Annotated in this window: 14 protein-coding genes; 5 read left to right on the top strand and 9 right to left on the bottom strand. The window is 35.1% G+C overall.

Features of this window, described 5'->3' with window-relative positions:
• Positions 1-29 precede the first annotated feature (29 nt).
• Together glnH and ACSG5Z_RS26990 are read right to left on the bottom strand one after the other, a co-directional pair.
• On the bottom strand, positions 30-860 hold the full coding sequence (glnH, locus tag ACSG5Z_RS26995; protein ID WP_000916483.1) for a glutamine ABC transporter substrate-binding protein GlnH: 831 nt from the start codon (positions 858-860) through the stop codon (positions 30-32).
• Between the two features lie 12 nt (positions 861-872).
• Positions 873-1604, bottom strand: coding sequence for an amino acid ABC transporter ATP-binding protein (locus ACSG5Z_RS26990; protein WP_048541716.1), 732 nt, complete (start codon positions 1602-1604; stop codon positions 873-875).
• Between the two features lie 272 nt (positions 1605-1876).
• Here ACSG5Z_RS26990 and ACSG5Z_RS26985 point away from each other — a divergent pair, with 272 nt between their 5' ends.
• Entirely contained in the window at positions 1877-3346 is a 1470-nt protein-coding gene (locus ACSG5Z_RS26985; RefSeq protein WP_262745279.1) for an RNA-guided endonuclease InsQ/TnpB family protein, read from the top strand.
• Positions 3347-3399: 53 nt separating this feature from the next.
• Here ACSG5Z_RS26985 and ACSG5Z_RS26980 read toward each other — a convergent pair whose 3' ends face one another.
• From ACSG5Z_RS26980 to ACSG5Z_RS26970, 3 genes are all read right to left on the bottom strand, one after another.
• Positions 3400-4860 (bottom strand): alanine/glycine:cation symporter family protein, encoded by a 1461-nt coding sequence (locus ACSG5Z_RS26980; RefSeq protein WP_000387178.1) that lies wholly within the window; start codon positions 4858-4860, stop codon positions 3400-3402.
• A gap of 159 nt (positions 4861-5019) precedes the next feature.
• Positions 5020-5991 carry a phosphotransferase enzyme family protein gene (locus ACSG5Z_RS26975; protein ID WP_435712605.1) on the bottom strand — a complete coding sequence of 324 codons (972 nt, stop codon included), beginning with the start codon at positions 5989-5991 and terminating at the stop codon, positions 5020-5022.
• Positions 5992-6014: 23 nt separating this feature from the next.
• A complete protein-coding gene (locus ACSG5Z_RS26970) occupies positions 6015-6701 on the bottom strand; it encodes a CPBP family intramembrane glutamic endopeptidase (RefSeq protein WP_435712604.1) in 687 nt (228 codons plus the stop codon).
• Positions 6702-6849: 148 nt separating this feature from the next.
• Between ACSG5Z_RS26970 and gerKA the strand changes: the two genes are divergently transcribed.
• From gerKA to gerKC, 3 genes are read left to right on the top strand one after another with little or no spacing between them, the layout of a single operon-like run.
• Complete coding sequence (gene gerKA / locus ACSG5Z_RS26965; RefSeq protein WP_435712603.1) at positions 6850-8352, top strand: spore germination protein GerKA; 1503 nt, start codon at positions 6850-6852, stop codon at positions 8350-8352.
• Positions 8333-9439, top strand: coding sequence for a GerAB/ArcD/ProY family transporter (locus ACSG5Z_RS26960; protein ID WP_000185792.1), 1107 nt, complete (start codon positions 8333-8335; stop codon positions 9437-9439). Before gerKA ends, ACSG5Z_RS26960 begins: the two co-directional genes overlap by 20 nt.
• Positions 9420-10544 carry a spore germination protein GerKC gene (gene gerKC / locus ACSG5Z_RS26955; RefSeq protein ID WP_000474009.1) on the top strand — a complete coding sequence of 375 codons (1125 nt, stop codon included), beginning with the start codon at positions 9420-9422 and terminating at the stop codon, positions 10542-10544. The genes ACSG5Z_RS26960 and gerKC overlap by 20 nt, the downstream gene beginning before the upstream one ends.
• A gap of 31 nt (positions 10545-10575) precedes the next feature.
• Here gerKC and treC read toward each other — a convergent pair whose 3' ends face one another.
• From treC to treR, 3 genes are all read right to left on the bottom strand, one after another.
• Positions 10576-12237: an alpha,alpha-phosphotrehalase gene (gene treC / locus ACSG5Z_RS26950; protein ID WP_435712602.1), complete on the bottom strand. Its 1662-nt coding sequence runs from the start codon at positions 12235-12237 to the stop codon at positions 10576-10578.
• A gap of 13 nt (positions 12238-12250) precedes the next feature.
• Positions 12251-13678 carry a PTS system trehalose-specific EIIBC component gene (treP, locus tag ACSG5Z_RS26945; RefSeq protein WP_147787941.1) on the bottom strand — a complete coding sequence of 476 codons (1428 nt, stop codon included), beginning with the start codon at positions 13676-13678 and terminating at the stop codon, positions 12251-12253.
• 140 nt (positions 13679-13818) lie between these two features.
• Positions 13819-14529 carry a trehalose operon repressor gene (gene treR, locus ACSG5Z_RS26940; RefSeq protein WP_435712601.1) on the bottom strand — a complete coding sequence of 237 codons (711 nt, stop codon included), beginning with the start codon at positions 14527-14529 and terminating at the stop codon, positions 13819-13821.
• A 448-nt stretch (positions 14530-14977) separates the two neighbouring features.
• On the opposite strand from treR, the gene ACSG5Z_RS26935 reads away from it, so the two are divergent.
• On the top strand, positions 14978-16375 hold the full coding sequence (locus ACSG5Z_RS26935) for an amino acid permease (protein ID WP_000448430.1): 1398 nt from the start codon (positions 14978-14980) through the stop codon (positions 16373-16375).
• A 31-nt stretch (positions 16376-16406) separates the two neighbouring features.
• Here the strand turns inward: ACSG5Z_RS26935 and ACSG5Z_RS26930 are convergent, their stop codons facing one another.
• Entirely contained in the window at positions 16407-18110 is a 1704-nt protein-coding gene (locus tag ACSG5Z_RS26930) for a putative bifunctional diguanylate cyclase/phosphodiesterase (protein WP_087983374.1), read from the bottom strand.
• Positions 18111-18314: the final 204 nt, after the last annotated feature.

Here is an 18314-nt window from a genome sequence, read left to right as displayed (position 1 = left end):
AATAAAGCCCCACTAATTAAAGTTTCACTTTACTTCTCTTGTTTTTGTCCAATCCATTTTTCATACAATTTATCGTATTCCCCATTCGCTTTCATATCTTTTAGTAAGCTATTAATCTCTTTCGTCAAATCATCTGCACCTTTTTGCACTGCAATTCCGTACGGTTCATCCGTAAAAATTTTCCCTACAACTTCATAATTTGAATCTTGTTTTGCCATGCCGTAAAGAATTGCATTATCTGTCGTTAAAACATCGCCTTTCCCCGCTTTTAACGCCGTAAATGCCTCACTGTAATTTTCAAATTCTAATACAGTCGCTTCTGGTGACTTTTGACGAATATTATTTGTAGACGTTGAACCTTTTACAGCTAACACTTTCACACCCTTTTTCACATCATCAATACTTTTAATATCGCTCCCTTTTTTCACAAGTAACGATTGCCCCGCTTTAAAATATACATCTGAAAAATCCACTTCTTTTTTACGTTCTTCTGTAATTGTCATTGTTGCGATAATTGCATCAATATCACCGTTTTTCAATAGTGGAATACGCGTTTTAGATGTTACTTCTTTTAATTCTAGTTTCTTTTCATCTCCGAGAATTTTTTTCGCAAGTGCTTTCGCGACATCAACATCAAATCCTTCTACCTGCCCAGTGGAAGGATTTTTTAATCCAAATAAGTTCGTATCATTCTTCACCCCAACTACTAGTTTCCCGCGCTTTTTAATTTGCTCAACAGCCCCACCTTGCTTCGTATTCGTTTCTTTCGCCTCATCTTTTTTACTTCCACATCCGGCAACGACAAGTACGAATAAACATGAGAATACGATTAAGGTAAACAGCTTTTTCATTTTAAGCATGAAATTCCTCCTTTAATGATTTAACACTCGGCTTAAAAATAGACGAGCTCTTTCCTGTTCAGGATTTGCAAAAAATTGTGTTGGTGTCGTATCTTCAATAATTTGACCATCATCCATAAATAAGATCCGATCTGCTACTTCTCGCGCAAATCCCATTTCATGCGTGACAACGACCATTGTCATTCCTTCTTTAGCTAGTGTTTTCATAACATCAAGTACTTCCCCAATCATCTCCGGATCAAGAGCAGACGTAGGCTCATCGAATAGCATAATTTCCGGCTGCATTGCCAATCCCCTAGCAATCGCTACCCTTTGCTGTTGTCCTCCGGATAATTGATGCGGGTATACACTAGCCTTCTCCGGAATTCCTACTTTCTCTAAATAAAACATCGCTGTTTGCTCAGCTTCCTCTTTTGAAACTTTATTTACTTTAATCGGTGCTAGTGTAATATTTTGAAGAACCGTTTTATGTGGATATAAATAAAAATGTTGAAAGACCATCCCAATATTCCGGCGTAATTCATTCATATCTGTTTTTGTATTGTGTACCTCCGTATTTTGTACAAGTAACTCTCCATCTGTAATTGTCTCTAGCTGATTTATACACCGAAGCAACGTGCTTTTTCCTGATCCTGAAGGACCAACAACTACTACCACTTCACCTTTTTTCACTTGCACATTAATATCTTTTAAAACTTGAAAGTTGCCATAATATTTATTTACATTACGAAACTCTATCAACATACTCTCCCCCTCCTTCCCCTAACAAAGCATGTACATTCTTTTTATATTCAAAAATAGGCAAAAAAATAACTTCCAGCCTCATTTTGTCCATAAAAAAAGCAAAGGGATTTCCCTTTGCTTCTTCATTTCTATCATGCCTTTCGAGAGAACTCCCACCTCTAAACGTAAGTGAAGGTGGTGAGGTGAATCGAAAGAAATATTTTATTTTCAAGAAAAAACAGAAACATACGTTCTTTTTTTGCTATAATATCCTTAACAAGGAAGTGAATAAAATGACAAAGGAAAATCCATCAAACTATAAAACTCTTCAAATTTGGATTAAAAAAGGGCATCGTATGTATTCTTATTTTCAAGAATGTTGTCATAACGCTAAGAACATGTACAACACCACAAACTTTTATATACGCCAGGTGTACACTGGATTAACACAAGAAAAAAAGTTGCAGCCTTTGCAAAAAGAAGTTCTGGATAATATTCATAAAAATATTGGTAAGATGAATGACACACAACGTCTTGCCTATGAGAAGAAATTGGAAAAAGAGAAATTAAAGCCTAAAGAAGAACAGAAAGAGATTAAATGTAATTTGTTTTCAGAACCTAATTTTGAAAAACCTTATGTAGATTACAACTTTCTAGATGCACTATTTAAGGTTATGATTCAAAATGATTATCGAGCTTTGCCTACGCAATGTAGCCAGTCAATCATGAAAGGTCTGTTCCAAAATTGGAAATCTTTTTTTGCTAGTTTAAAAGACTATAAAAAGAATCCAACCAAATATGCTGGAATGCCTAGGATTCCAAAGTATATTCGTTCTTCTGAAAAAGAGATTCTGTATACAAATCAAGATTGCATTATTAAAAACGGTAGATTTTTAAAGTTTCCAAAGACGAAATTACAATTAAATATTGGGAAACTAGGTTTCACTGAAGGTAAACTGAAACAAGTTCGTGTGATTCCAAAATACAATGAATATGTAGTGGAATTGGTAATTGATGTTCCTTCTGAACAACAAATTATTGAAGAGAATGCTCGTTATATGAGTATTGATTTAGGGATTGATAACCTTGCAACCATCGTAACAAACACAGGTATGAAACCTGTCCTTGTTAAGGGCAAACATGTCAAAAGCATAAATCAATATTACAACAAAATGAAGAGTCATTTTACAAGCATTCTTAGAAATGGAAAACAAACTAATGAAGGACCTTTTACTTCTAAAAGGATAGAAAAACTTCATCAAAAACGTTACTTGAAAATAAAAGACGTCTTCCATAAAGTTAGTCACCGTATCGTAAAACTAGCTCAAGAAGAAGAAGTTTGTAAAATCGTTATTGGTCAAAACAAAAGTTGGAAACAAGAAACGAATATGGGAAAAAGAAATAACCAATCGTTTTGTCATATCCCACATAGTTTACTGATTCAAATGATTACATACAAAGCAAATGCTGTAGGCATTCAAGTTGTTGTAACTGAAGAATCATATACATCGAAAGCAAGTTTTCTGGATAACGACTTCATTCCAACGTATGGAGAAAATGACCAAAATACAACTTTTTCAGGAAAACGAATAGAGCGCGGCATATATCGTTCAGCAAATAAAACTTTAATTAATGCAGATGTAAATGCTGCGGCTAACATTTTACGAAAAGTAGTCCCAAATGCATGGACAAATGGGATAGAGGGGTTAGGCGTCAAACAGCTCGCTAATGTGTTAACTCCCCTGACGTTAATCGTCCGTTAGGTCGAAACGTTAGAAACCCCCACTTCAAGCTTTGCTAAGTGGGGGAGTGTTCATTAAGATACTTCTTCTTTCTTATCCTTCCCGTATTCATGCTCCCAGAAATCAGCATTTTTAATTCCTAATGGCCCTGGATCGAATACCGGATCTTTTCCTTCTTTTTTCTGCTTTTCATAATCCTTTAATGCAACTAATGCAGGTTTTTGTAATAGTAAAATCGCAATGATATTTACCCATGCCATAATTCCTACACCGATGTCACCTAAAGCCCACGCCGTTGCTGCTGTTTTTATACAACCGTAGAATACAGCTCCTAAAAATACAAATTTTAGTACCATAGACAGCCAAGGACGGTCTTTATCACGATTTAAGTATGCGATATTCGTTTCTGCAATGTAGTAATACGCCATAATTGTTGTAAATGCAAAGAATAGTAACGAGATTGCAACGAAACCGTTTCCAAATCCAGGGAAAACAGATTCTACCGCAGCTTGTGTATATCCCGGTCCCGGCTGAGCACCATTTAATTTATTTACGATAAAGTTTTTTCCGCTTGCATCAAATACGTTATACATGCCTGTAATAATCATCATAAATGCTGTTGCTGAACAAACAAATAATGTATCAATGTAAACGGAAAATGCTTGCACTAAACCTTGTTTAGCTGGATGTGATACTTCCGCAGCAGCTGCTGCATGTGGTCCAGTTCCTTGCCCTGCTTCATTGGAATAAATACCACGTTTTACTCCCCAAGAAATTGCTAAACCGATAATACCACCGAAAGCCGCCTCTAATGCAAAAGCACTTCTTATAATTAACATAAATGCTTCTGGCAACTTTTCAATATTCATAGCAACAATAACGCAAGCTACTAAAATATAACCAACTGCCATAAACGGTACGACAACTTGTGCCACGTTAACAATTCGCTTTACTCCACCGAAGATGATAAGAGCTAATACAACAACTAATAAAGCCCCTGATACGGTAGTGTTAATTCCAAAAGCTGTTTCTAAACTTACAGCAATACTATTTGCTTGCACACCTGGTAGTAAAAGCCCCGTTGCAAGAATTGTCGCTGCAACGAATACTAATGCATACCATTTCACACCTAAACCTTTTTCAATGTAATAAGCAGGTCCACCACGAAACTGCCCTTGATGTTTCGTCTTATATATTTGTGCTAATGTAGATTCTACATAAGCTGATCCTGCTCCTAAAAAGGCCACTGCCCACATCCAAAATACAGCTCCTGGTCCACCAAATGCAACCGCTGTTGCTACCCCAGCTATATTCCCTGTCCCAACGCGCCCTGATAACGAAAGTGCTAACGCTTGGAATGAAGAAACACCAGCCTCTGATTTTTCACCTTGAAATGTCAGCTTCACCATTTCGCCTACATGCCTTACTTGTAAAAACCTCGTTCGAATGGAAAAATATAAACCTACTCCTAAACATAAATAAACAAGTGCTGGACTCCAAACAATATTATTTAACCAATTTACGAAAGCTTCCAACATTCCCCCTCCTTCTTTATAAAGAATATTCAGAATATATATAAAATTATAAGTGTATACTGAATCTATAACAATATTATTTTAATAAAACAAACATATTTTTGTATAAAAAAACAAAGCATACATTTATTCTGTATACTTTGTTTTCACAAAAATGTATTATATATTCAAAATTGCTTCTTTTTTTATAATTCTTTCATATAGCTCTTCTGATAATTCTCGGAAGTTATCTGGCATATCTTTCCCCTTAAACTTCTTTTGAAGTGTACCGTATAAACCAACATCACGTAGACGTAAAAACAACGGTAACGATTCGTACCAACTATCCGCTAGTCTGTGCTCATACTCATAGCCTTTTCGTAACACTTGTAGCTGTTTACGAGCAAAGTCTGTCTTCTCTTCCGCTGTCCACGGTGTAAATAGAACAGAGTAATAGAGAACCATCGCTAAATCATGTATAAAGTAATTATAAGCCGCATCATCAAAATCAAAGATTGTTAGCTCTTTACCATCATAATGAAAATTACCGGGATGGATATCACCGTGCATAAGGCCGAACGTTTCTCTTTCAATTGGAAGAGCCTTTATTTCATCCATTAATACCGCTGCAATCTTTTTCACTTGATCATCTTCTAATTCATTAACAATCCCACTTTCGTCTTCTTCCCACGTATCACGATAGTCTGTTTTAGGATAGTTCATTGTTAGGCGATGCAGTTGGCCAATCGCTTTTCCCCATGCTTCAAAGTAAGTCTCTCCCCAATAAGGAGATTCTTCTCCTTTTACTTGCTCACCTTTTGCATATGTAAATAAGGAAGCGAAAAAGAAAGTTTCATCCTCTGCTCTAATTTCTTCTACAAGATTTTGAGACGTTGAATAAAGAGGTCCTGCTACCTTTGCCCCATTCTCCGCAACATATCGTAAAAAATCTAGTTCAGCTTCGACTCCCTTTTTAGAACGATGAGAAGAGTGAGTTAAACGTAATACATAATCTTCACCACGATCGCCCTTCGCCTTAAAAATATAATTTTCAAAATCTCCAAGTGGCTTCTCTTCCACTGTTACATGAAACAAACTCGCTGCTCTTTTTAAAACCTTTTTTGTAAAAACACGTTCTACAGCTATTTCCATATGTATCCCTCCTATATATCTTCTTAATTCGACACAAATGTTAAAAGTACTGCTATGAAATTAAATAGTGCGTGGGCAATTATAGCTGATAAAATAGAATTTGTTTTCTCATATAACCACGCAAATACTACTCCACTTAAAAAATTCACTGGTAATGTGTTATATGTTGGAATATGAACAACGGTAAATATTATAGAACTTATAAGCACTCCACCCCATATACCATATCTATCACGAAAAAATGTATAAAAAACACCTCGATATAAAATCTCTTCATAAATTGGTGATATAACTGCTGCTCCAATTGCCGCGATACAGAACGAATATATTGATTTATTATTTTGGACCGTCTCCGTTTTACTATTTTCAAAAGAAATATCCATTTTCTCCATTATCATTAATACAGCAACACTAACTAAAATTAAGGTAATCAATGCTATAACTGTCCATAAAAAATCTTTCCATGAAAGCTTTCGGATTCCAATATCTTTCCAAGATAGTTGATATCTTTTTATACAAAAAAGATAAACTACAGTAGTAAATATCACTGCCATTATAAATCCCATTAATACTCCGGCATATAATGAGTTCCCTATTATTTTTAAAGCATAGTTATAAAAAAGAGATTCAACTGTTACTGGGACAATTAGAAATACGAAAACTAATAAATATAAAATTTCTTTCCATCCCCACATATTTTTCAAAATCATATACACCATCCCTCTACTCCGTATTTCCTTAAGTATAAAAGATGACGTAACGTAACTTTCAAGATTTTTTCCAAATAATCCAAGCATAAATTTCTCACAAAAAGCAAAAATTAACAGGAGTGACTTTATTCCAATAGAGGTGGAAATTATGACTGAACAGGAAAATTCACAACAAAATAATAGCAAAAAGCATATGTTTCCATCACTTCCGGAAAATATTAATTACATTGAAAATAAGCTCTGTCACTCAGATGATATAAAAAAATTAGATGTCCCTTTTCAAAACGGAAAAGGAACGATCATATATATTGAATCTTTAGCAGATCCAAATCTAATTCATCAATTAGCTCTTGAGCCATTATTAACGCGGTCGGATTTATCTTTAGATAAAGCTTTTTCTACGTTAAATATGAAAAAAGAAACGAATTTAAATTATGGGATACAACTTTTATTACAAGGTAAATCATTATATTTTCATGAACAGGTCGACAGTTTTTGTATTTTCGAAACGGCCTTATCTTTAAAGAGAGATATAACAGAACCTGATAATGAAGGCATTGTGCGCGGTCCACATACTGGTTTTGTAGAAGATTTAGCAACCAATTTAGCTTCGATTCGTAAGCTCATAAAAAGTCCAAATATCGTCGTCAAATATTTCACACTTGGTGAAGAAATGCACACGAGAGTGGCAATTGCTTATATGCAAAATATAGCGAATGACGATTTAGTTGCAGAAGTGAAAAGAAGATTAGAAACAATTAAAACGGACGCACTTATGCCTCCAGGATACATACAAGAATTTATAGAGGATACGTCTTTCTCACCCTTCCCGCAGCAATTAAATACAGAGCGTCCAGATAGAGTCGCAGCAAATTTAATGGAAGGACGAGTTGCTATTTTATCTGACGGAGATCCAACAGTACTCATCGTACCTGTTACGTTATTCGCTTTTTATCAATCACCAGATGATTATAATAACCGCTGGATTGTCGGTTCTTTCATCCGAATGATTCGCTTAGTAAGTTTTTTAATTGCCTTTCTCTTGCCAGCTTTTTATATTGCAACTGTCGCTTTTCATCCCGATGTGTTGCCGCTCGAACTTGTGTATACAATTAAAGCTTCATTAGAGAAAGTACCGCTTCCTCCTATTTTTGAAGCTCTCTTAATGGAATTAATCTTTGAATTGTTACGAGAAGCTGGTATTCGCTTGCCAAGCCGCGTTGGACAAACAATCGGTATTGTAGGTGGTTTAGTAATTGGTGATGCAATTGTAAAAGCTGGACTCGTTTCTTACACAATGATTATCGTTGTAGCTTTAACTGCAATTTCATCTTTTCTCGTTCCATCAAACGATATGAGTTCAGCAGTTCGAATTCTTCGTTTTCCATTAATGCTCCTTGCTGCTGTATTCGGATATATTGGAATATCATTCGGTCTAATTATAACTTTCGTTCACTTATGTCAGCTTCATTCTTTTCATACACCATATCTTTCTCCTGTTGCCCCGATGCGGATTAAAGATATGAAAGATTCTTTCGTAAGACTACCAATTTGGTCATTTTGGGAACGACCACATGATCCAAAACCGAAAAAAATGCAACGACAACATGTAACGAGAGAGGATGAGGACGGTGACAAACACGCAAAGTAAAATCTCGCTAGTTCAATTTACCTTTTTCGTTATTCAATGCCAAATCGGAGTTGGTATACTTTCTCTCCCTAACCGTCTTCACCCAATTGCTAAAGGTGGTGGATGGATTTCTGCACTCATCGCTGGACTTGCAATTCAACTTATCATTTTACTTATGTGGCTTTTCTTAAAACGATTTCCTGATGCAGATATGTATGAAAGTGTTTGTATGCTATTTGGTAATAAGTTTGGAAAACTATTAGGTTTTGCTTATGTTTTTTATTTTACCCTTATCGGTATGACGGTTATGTTGAATGTTTGTAATGTCGTTAAAGTTTGGATATTACAAGCAACTCCGTGGTATGCCATTCTTATGTTATTTACAATAGCTTGTTGTTATGTAGCTTATAATACGTTTAAAGTCATCGTACGATTTTATGTCATGGCCTCTATTCTCATTTTACCTATGGCACTTTTAATTGCCCTAGGGCTTTCCCGAGCTGATTTTTCTTATATTTTTCCCATTACAGAGGCTGGATGGTGGAATATTATTCAAGCATCGAAAGAAACAATTACAGCCATGTATGGTTTTGAAATTATTCTTATCGCTTTCCCAAAAGTAAATGGGAATTCTGTGGCAAAACTGAAGGCTATTTCTATCGCTAATGGATTTGTAACTCTTTTTTATACTTTTACTGTTTGGATTTGCTTTATCGTATTTAGTCCAAAACAAATTGAACTTATCCCAGAGCCAGTTGCTTACTTATTACGCTCCTTGCATATCGGGATTATAGACCGGACTGATTTACTATTCATTCCAATATGGATGATAACAGTTGTGGCTTCTATTGCGAGTTATTATTGCGCTGCTTCAATCGGAATTAGACATATCTTCAATCTTGCTAATCATAAAAAGGCTGTTCCAATCGTTGGTATTATTGCTTTTAGTGTAGCCCTATTTATAGATACACCTGAAGAATTAAAAGTAATTGCAACTTTCACTGATAAGTTCACCTATATTTTCATCGTTGTCCTCCCTCTTTTATTTCTACTCTATTCAGTAATAAGAAAGAAGAAAGGAGAACAGTATGTTCAAAAAAAGATTTAAATTACTTTTTATATTATGTACTAGTTCCCTCCTTTCTGGCTGTTGGGATCAAGAACCATTAAGGGAAGCAAGGTTAGCTTATAGTATTGGATCTGATATTACGGAAGAGAATAAACTCCAGCAAACAATCGAGCTCGTAAAAAGTTCGAGCGGAGAGCAATCTTCATTCGAAAATGAAATACATTCAGCAACCGGGCATAACATAAGGGATACAAGCGATGCCCTAAAAAAAAATGTGACTGGGAATATTCGCTATTTCAAATATGGTGTTCAATTACTAGGAACCAAAATTCTAAAAAAAGGTATACTACCCTATTTAGATGTCAGCTTTCGTGACCCCACAAACCCAACTGCTTTAGTAAAACTTATTGCAGTAGATGGTGAAACGTCCGAGATACTCGAAAAAAAGAAAGTAGGAAATTTACTAATTGGAGATTTTCTAAAGAAAAAAGTGAAAAGCTTAGAAGATATGAGTGTATTTCCAAAAGAAACTTTAGAAACAGCTGCTACAAAAATGTTAGATCCCGGTAAAGATTTCACCCTCCCGTCTATAAAAATAAAAGGAAAAGAAGTAATTACAAACGGGTTAGCTTTATTTAATAATGATAAATTAACTGGGCATTTACCTTTGAAACACTCTGTTTTATTCGTGTTATTAACCGGAAAAATGGGAACAAGTGCCCGTATAACCCAAAAACTTACTAGCGATGAATCAGAGAAGACATCTGATTATTTAACAATGGAAATTAGCAATCGAAAGTTAAAACGAGACTTAAAAATAACAACGGATAAAAAAGGAAATGTTTATGCTCACATTAAGCTTCAATTAAAAGTTATAGCGCTTGAAGCTCCGAGAGATAATCTTTACAAAATGGATGAAAGAGCCAAACTAAACAAAGAATTGTCTAAACAGCTTACGAAAGAAGCTAAAAAGATAACGAAAAAGTTACAAAAAGCAAATTGTGATGCTTTCGGTATTGGAAGACATCTTATCGCTTATCACCCTGACTTATGGAAGAAAAAAAATTGGAATAAAGATTATGCAAAAGTAAAATTTAAGCCTGAGGTAGAGGTAAGCATTTTGTATAGCGGTGTCTTAAAATAAAAGGTTGTATGCCGCGCGGGCATACAACCTTTTATTTCGTATATCGATAGACAATTGCCTCATATGGTCTTAAGTTAAGTTTTGTAATATCCTTGCTGGAATCTTTATAATTCGACAGTAGTATTTCTTGTTTCATTCCATCTAATTGAACATGAGCTGGTACAGAGTACGTTATTTCTTCTCCATAGAAGTTATTAATAACAAGTAGCACTTCACTCTCTGTAGTACGAGTATATGCCCAAATCTTAGCATGATTTTCATCTAAAATAGCATATTCTCCTTCTGTAATTACATCATACGTTTTTCTAAGTTCTATTAACTTTATATAATGATAAAATACAGACTCTTTATCTTCTAATGCTTTTTCTACATTAATCTCTTTATAATTCTCAGCAACTGAAATCCAAGGTGTACTTGTTGTAAAACCACTGTTCACCTTTTCATTCCACTGCATCGGAGTACGAGAGTTGTCACGAGATTTTTGTTTTAAAATCCCGATAATCTCTTCTTTTGATAATCCTTCTTCTAGCTTTATATCGTGTATATTTAACGATTCCACATCGCGATATTGCTCGATGGACTCGAATTTAGGATTCGTCATACCGATTTCTTCGCCTTGATAAATGTAAGGTGTTCCTTGCAACATATGCATAGCTGTCGCTAACATTTTCGCAGATTCATTTCGGTACTTTCTATCATCACCGAAGCGTGACACAATACGAGGCTGGTCATGATTACACCAGAACAACGCATTCCATCCTCCGCCCTTTTGCATTTCAATTTGCCAATTAGACATAATCTCTTTTAATTTCATGAAATCAAAATCAGCTTGCGTCCACTTATCTCCATTCGGATAATCTACTTTTAAATGATGGAAACTAAACGTCATACTTAATTCATTACGCTCAGGGTTTGAATATTTAATACAATTATCAATTGTCGTAGATGACATTTCTCCAACTGTAATTACATCTTTCCCTTCAAAAACATTTCGGTTCATCTCTTGTAAATATTCATGAACGCGCGGGCCATCTGTATAATATTTACGCCCATCGCTTGTCGCCGTACTTCCGTCATCATTTAAGAACTGTTGATCTTTTGAAATTAAATTAATAACATCTAATCGGAATCCAGTTACCCCTTTATCAAGCCAAAAACGCATCATATCATATACTTCTTCACGAAGTTTTTTATTTTCCCAATTTAAATCAGCTTGTGTCTCATCAAATAGATGTAAAAAATATTGCTCTGTCTTCTCATCATATTTCCAAGCAGACCCACCAAACTTAGATTGCCAATTATTTTTTTCATCACGCCAAATATAGTAATTACGATATGGACTATTTTTATCTTCCTTTGCTTCCTTAAACCATTTATGCTCCGTAGAACTATGATTTACAACAATGTCGAGCATAATTTCAATGTTACGTGCCTTTGCTTCTTCTAAAAGCTCTTCAAACTCTTCCATCGTTCCGTAAGATGGATCAATACTGTAGTAATCACTTACATCGTATCCATTATCATTTTGTGGTGATTGGTATATCGGTGTTAACCAAATATAATCTACTCCGAGTTCTTTTAAATAATCTAGTTTCTCTGTAACTCCTTTTATATCACCGGTTTCTTTATTGTAATAGCTATTAAAGCTCTTCGGATAAATTTGATAAACTACACTTTTATGCCAATCCTTCATGTTTAACTTCCTCCTACTTCTGTTTTACTCGTTTTGCAAATAACCATGTTAACGTAAATGGGATTACAACCGCGATAATCATTCCTACAATAAACATTGGAATCGATTTCGGAATGATAGAAATAAATGCTGGTAATCCGCCAATTCCAATAGCAGGTGCTAATACACCATTTAACGTAATAAATATAGCTGCAATAGCCGATCCTATAATCGCTGCATAGAACGGGAATTTATTTCGTAAGTTTACACCAAACATAGCTGGCTCTGTAATACCGAAATATGCTGAGATTGCTGATGTAGATGCCATGCTTTTATCATTTTGATTTTTAGAAATCCAGAACATCGCAAGTGCCGCACTACCTTGCGCAATGTTAGAAAGAGCAATCATTGGCCAAATGAATGTACCACCGTGCTGTGCAATTAATTGTAAGTCGATAGCAATAAACATATGATGCATACCTGTAATTACAAGCGGTGCATATAATGCTCCAAACAATATTGCTCCAACTACTGGTACTGTTTCATATACACCTACTAACCCAGCTGTTAATAAATCTCCAATATGACGTGTAACTGGACCAATAATTCCTAATGCTAACACACCTGTTACGACAATCGTTGTAATTGGTACAACTAATAATTGAATTGCATTTGGTACATGTTTCTTTAAGAAGATTTCCACTTTACTTAATACAAATGCTGCTACTAAAACCGGTAGAATTTGACCTTGATACCCTACCTTTTCAATTTGAAATAATCCTAAAATATCGAAGTACTCAATCTTTTGTCCATCTAAACCAGTCGCTGCTTTTCCATAATCCCACGCGTTTAATAATGCTGGATGCACAAGCATTAATCCCATAACAATCCCTAATATCGGACTACCACCAAAACGCTTCGTTGCTGACCAACCGACAAGCGCTGGTAAGAATACGAATGCTGTATTCGCCATCATATTGATTAAATCCCAAAGCCCACTTAAGTTTGGATACACATCTAATAAATTTTTACCTTCAAAAAATAAGTCCTTTGCCCCTAATAGATTGTTAATTCCCATTAGTAAACCAGCTGTTACGATGGCTGGTAATATCGGCATAAATACATCTGAAAATACCTTTACAAACTTTTGAGCTGGATTTAACTTTTGGTTTCCAGAATCTTTTACATCAGCTACTGTCGCTTCCTTCATACCTGCAAGCGTTATCAATTCGGCATAAACTCGATCAACATCTCCTGGACCGATTACAATTTGAAATACTCCAGCGTTATGAAACGCTCCCTTCACTAATGAAACAGACTGTAATTTATCGTTATCTATTTTACTTTCATCTTTTAAAGCGATACGGAGCCTCGTTACACAATGCGCAGCTTGTTCAATATTGTCTTTTCCACCAATATACTGCAACACTTCCTCTGCTATTTGACGATAGTCTTTCCCCATATTCCCGTCCCTCTTTTCTTTTTTTGATACCGTTTACAATTACATATTAACTCGTATATATAAGTTAGTCAACACTCGTATATACGAGTTTGTGATTTTTTTATAAAAAAAGAGATGAAACGTTATTTCGTTCCATCTCCTTATTTTCTCCGCGCCACATCCGAAAAATGAAAAATATCTAAACGATGGCGTGATTCTGTATATTCGAACTGACTTCCATCATAAAAATGCGTAAAGTTTTTCACAACGACAACATAGTCTGTTCCATTTAAATCTAAATACTCTCTATCGTCCTCTGTACATGGCTGCACTTCAATTACCCTCTGTGAGTAACTAATATGAAGACCTAATTCTTTCTCAATGTATTTATAAATGGATTCCGCTGCAATTTCACTCGTTAATCCAGGAATATATTCCGATACAAAATGATTAATATCCAAAATTACTTTTTCTCCATCAATATTCCGTACTCGTTTAATATGATCTATTTCTGTTTTCTCTTTCACATTTAATAGCTTTGCAACTTCTTTTGTCGCTTTTACTTTCTCTATTTCCACGACTTCTGTAATACAATGGCGTCCTAAACGTTCATTTTCTTCTTGGAAACTTACAATACCACCAAAGTTGAATTCAATGTTTTTTCGCTTTAAAACAAAAACACCTTTTCCATGTATTTTTTGAACATATCCACGCTCTTGTAATAAATCTACAGCTTTTCTTACCGTACCGCGGCTTGCTTCATACTGCTTCATTAATTCAGTTTCGGATGGGATTTTGCATCCCTCTTTTAATCGCTTATTATCAATAGACTTACTGATTTCTGTATAAATTTGTTCATACTTACTCATCATCTACAATAGCCCCTTGTCACCTTCTAATTCTATATGTATTATACCATGCTACACTCTTCTGCCAATCTCTCACTTATTTTCCAGTATAGGAAAAATACAGGTAAATATTTAATCTCTAAAACGTATTTTTATAAAAATTTTTATATTTTTCTTTTCATTCAAAAAAACATGTAGTATACTAACTTCAAAATCAGAGGAGAAAGGGAGCAAAGAACTATGCTTACTTATACAACAATTGTAGTTACATTTGCACAAAAACATCATCATCATACGTAACCCTTGAAACCTAGCGGAAAAATTACGCGTAGGTACAAGGGTTATTCCCGTTGTACCTACGTTAGGCGAAGAGCCATGTAGGTATTTTTTATCTACATGGCTCTTTTTTTATTGCCAAAAGCTAGTAAAAAATGATGTTTAAGCAAAACTTACTACAAAGGAGTTAACAAAAATGGAAACGAAAAAATGGGGATTATGGATTTTAACAGCTTTTGTAATCGGAAATATGGTTGGCGGTGGCGTATTTATGCTCCCAGCAAATTTAGCACACGTATCAGGTCCAATGGGTTCTACACTCGCATGGAGTATTACAGGCCTTGGCGTATTTATGATTGCACTCGTATTTGGAAATTTAGCAATCCGAAAACCAGAATTAAAAGCTGGACCACAAAGTTATGCTCAAGCGATGTTCCCTTCAAAAAAAGCGGGTAAAGTTGCAGGATATAGTATGGCATGGGGCTATTGGGCTGCGAACTGGGCTGCAACCGCATCTGTTATTATTTCCTTTGCTGGATATTTATCAACATTCTTTCCAGTGTTACAAAGTAAGCAAATTCTTTTTTCAACAAACGGATTTTCACTAGAACTCGGAAAAGGACTAACTTTCCTCGTATGTAGCCTTATGTTATGGGGAATTCAATATATTCTTTCTCAAAATATTGACCGAGCTGGAAATATGAATCTGCTTGCTACCATTGCAAAAATTATTGGATTTACAATGTTTATTGTAATCACATTATTCATTTTCAATGCCTCTAATTTCGGAGACGGTCAAACATTTATGAATGAAGCAGGACAATCAATTTCGTTAGGTGGACAAATCAATTCAGCTGCTATCGCAACACTTTGGGCATTTATCGGTATTGAATCTGCTGTAATGCTTTCTAACCGTGCAAAATCTCAGCGCGATGTAAAAAAAGCTACCATTTTCGGGTTGATTATCGCTCTTCTTATTTACATGTCAATTACTTTACTTACAATGGGAGCTCTCTCGCAAGATGCTTTAAAAGAATCTCAAAAACCATTAGTAGACGCATTAAATTTAGCAATTGGCAATAAAGGTGCCTATATCATGGCTTTACTTGCACTTGTATCTTTATTTGGATCTACAGTTGGCTGGATCGTTGTTAGTTCAGAAGTACCTTACCAGGCAGCCAAGAATGGACTTTTCCCTAAGTTTTTCGCGAAAACAAATAAAAAAGGTAGTCCTTCAAAATCATTATTTATTACAAATGTGATGACGCAAATTTTCTTATTCTCAACGATTTCTGGTACCGTATCCGAAGCTTATAATTTCGCTATCGTTGTAGCAACATTAGCTTATTTAATTCCATACCTTGTTTCTACGCTGTACCAATTCAAATTGGTTATTACAGGAGAAACGTATGATATAATGCCTGGCTCTCGAATAAAGGATGGGATCATTACCACATTAGCATTTGTATACTCTATTTGGGTTATCAAAACCGGAACTGCTGATTTAAAAACGTTCTTCTTAGGAATTGGATTGTTCGTATTAGGTCTTATTCTTTATCCAGTACTAATGAAAAACTCACAAAAAACGAATTAAAAAAAGAGAAGCTACCAGCTTCTCTTTTTTATTAAAAATCTGTAATTAACTTTTCTTTTAACTCTCCTACAGATAAAGGTTTCGCATAATAAAATCCTTGGACGTAATCACAGCCCATAGATTGTAATAAACTTTCTTGCTCTACTGTTTCTACTCCTTCAGCAACTACTGCTAAATTTAAGCTATGGGCAATTTCAATAACAGATTTTACAATCGTTCGCTCTGGCTGTGCGTGATCATAATGAAATTCACGAATAAAGTTACGATCAATTTTCACTATATCCAGTGGCAGTTGCTTTAAATAATATAAGGAAGAATAACCTGTTCCAAAGTCATCTAAAGCAATTAAAATACCCATATTTCTTAATTCTTGTAATGTAGCAATAATATAATCAAAATGGCGAACAGCGATACTTTCCGTTACTTCCAAAATTAAACGATTCGGTGGAAAGCCAGTTCTCCTTAAAATGCTACGTACAGATATAATAAAACGCTTTTGCATTAATTGTTGTATGGATAAATTAACAGATAACTTTAGTCCTTCTTCGTAATCTGGCAATGTTTTAAACAAGCGACATGACTTTTCTAATACCCAGTCTCCTAATTTTATAATAAGTCCAGATTCTTCAGCTACTGGAATAAATTCGCCTGGCGAAATAGGCCCTTCTTCTGTCGAACAACGTGCTAAAGCCTCAATACCGGTATATTTCTTCGTTTTCAAATCAATAATAGGCTGCAGTACCACATCTAATTCTTCATCACGGATTGCCTTTTGCAAAGCGAATTCAATTTTCATTCTACGATTTATTTTCGCACGTAACTCATCTGTAAAGAAACACGCGGCATTTCTGCCTTGTTCTTTCGCACTATACATGGCTAAATCCGAATTTTTCAATAGAGTTTCTACATCTTGTCCGTCTTGCGGATATGCGCACAGTCCTAGACTAGCTGAAATGTATACTTCATGACCTTCAAGCATAAATGGGGCCTGAAAACATGACAACACAGATGTTGCTAACTGCCTCATTTCATCTTGTTTATGATTTTTTGTTAGCAGCACAAATTCGTCGCCACCCAGCCTAGCCAGAACGTCTTTCTCTCCTAGCACATAATGCAACCGTGAAGCAACTTCGCTTAAAAGTAAATCCCCTATCATATGACCTAGCGTATCGTTTACTAATTTAAAACGATCCAAATCAAAGTAAATCATACCAAATTCTTTTTTTCCTGCAATCATCTCGTTTACAGTCGTTATTAGCTGCAATCGGTTCGGTAAACTCGTTAAAGCATCATGATACGCAAGCTCCCTATAACGACTTTCACTTAACCGCAACCTCTGTTCCGCTTCTTTCCTACTACTAATATCATTTCGGATCGCGATAAATTGATACGGCTCTCCTTTTTCATTTAAAAACGGAACAATTGTTGTTTTAACCCAATAATACGTCCCATCTTTTGCTTGATTTCGAATCTCACCTCTCCATACTTTTCCGTTCAAAATGCGCTTCCATAGAATTTGAAAAAATGTTTTCGGGTGATACCCTGAATTTAAAATACGATGATCTTTCCCTATTAACTCTTCTCGTGTATATTTGGAGATTTCACAAAACTTATCATTTACATATGTAATAAGACCATTTCGGTCTGTAATCGCAACAATTGAAGACTCATCTAATGCTAACTTTAAATCTCGCAATGAAGAGTCATATAATGCATGACCTCTTTGTTCTAGCATGCGCATCTCTCCTTGCTTCCTATCTGACTAAAACACAACTTGTTTCTCTTCATAGAAATAGAGATATTTCATTTCTTAATAATAGCTATTTGCATTCATCACATTTTGAAATATGCCGATTAAAATAACATAATATTATTTGTAATAAAAAGCAATATAATACCGTTTCAATTATAAATAGTAGTTTCTTATCGCTATAATTAG

The sequence above is a fragment of the Bacillus pretiosus genome, assembly GCF_051294775.1.
Lineage (GTDB): Bacteria > Bacillota > Bacilli > Bacillales > Bacillaceae_G > Bacillus_A > Bacillus_A wiedmannii.
The sequence above is the reverse complement of the archived record's forward strand: the minus strand, read 5'-3'. Positions and strand labels throughout refer to the sequence as shown.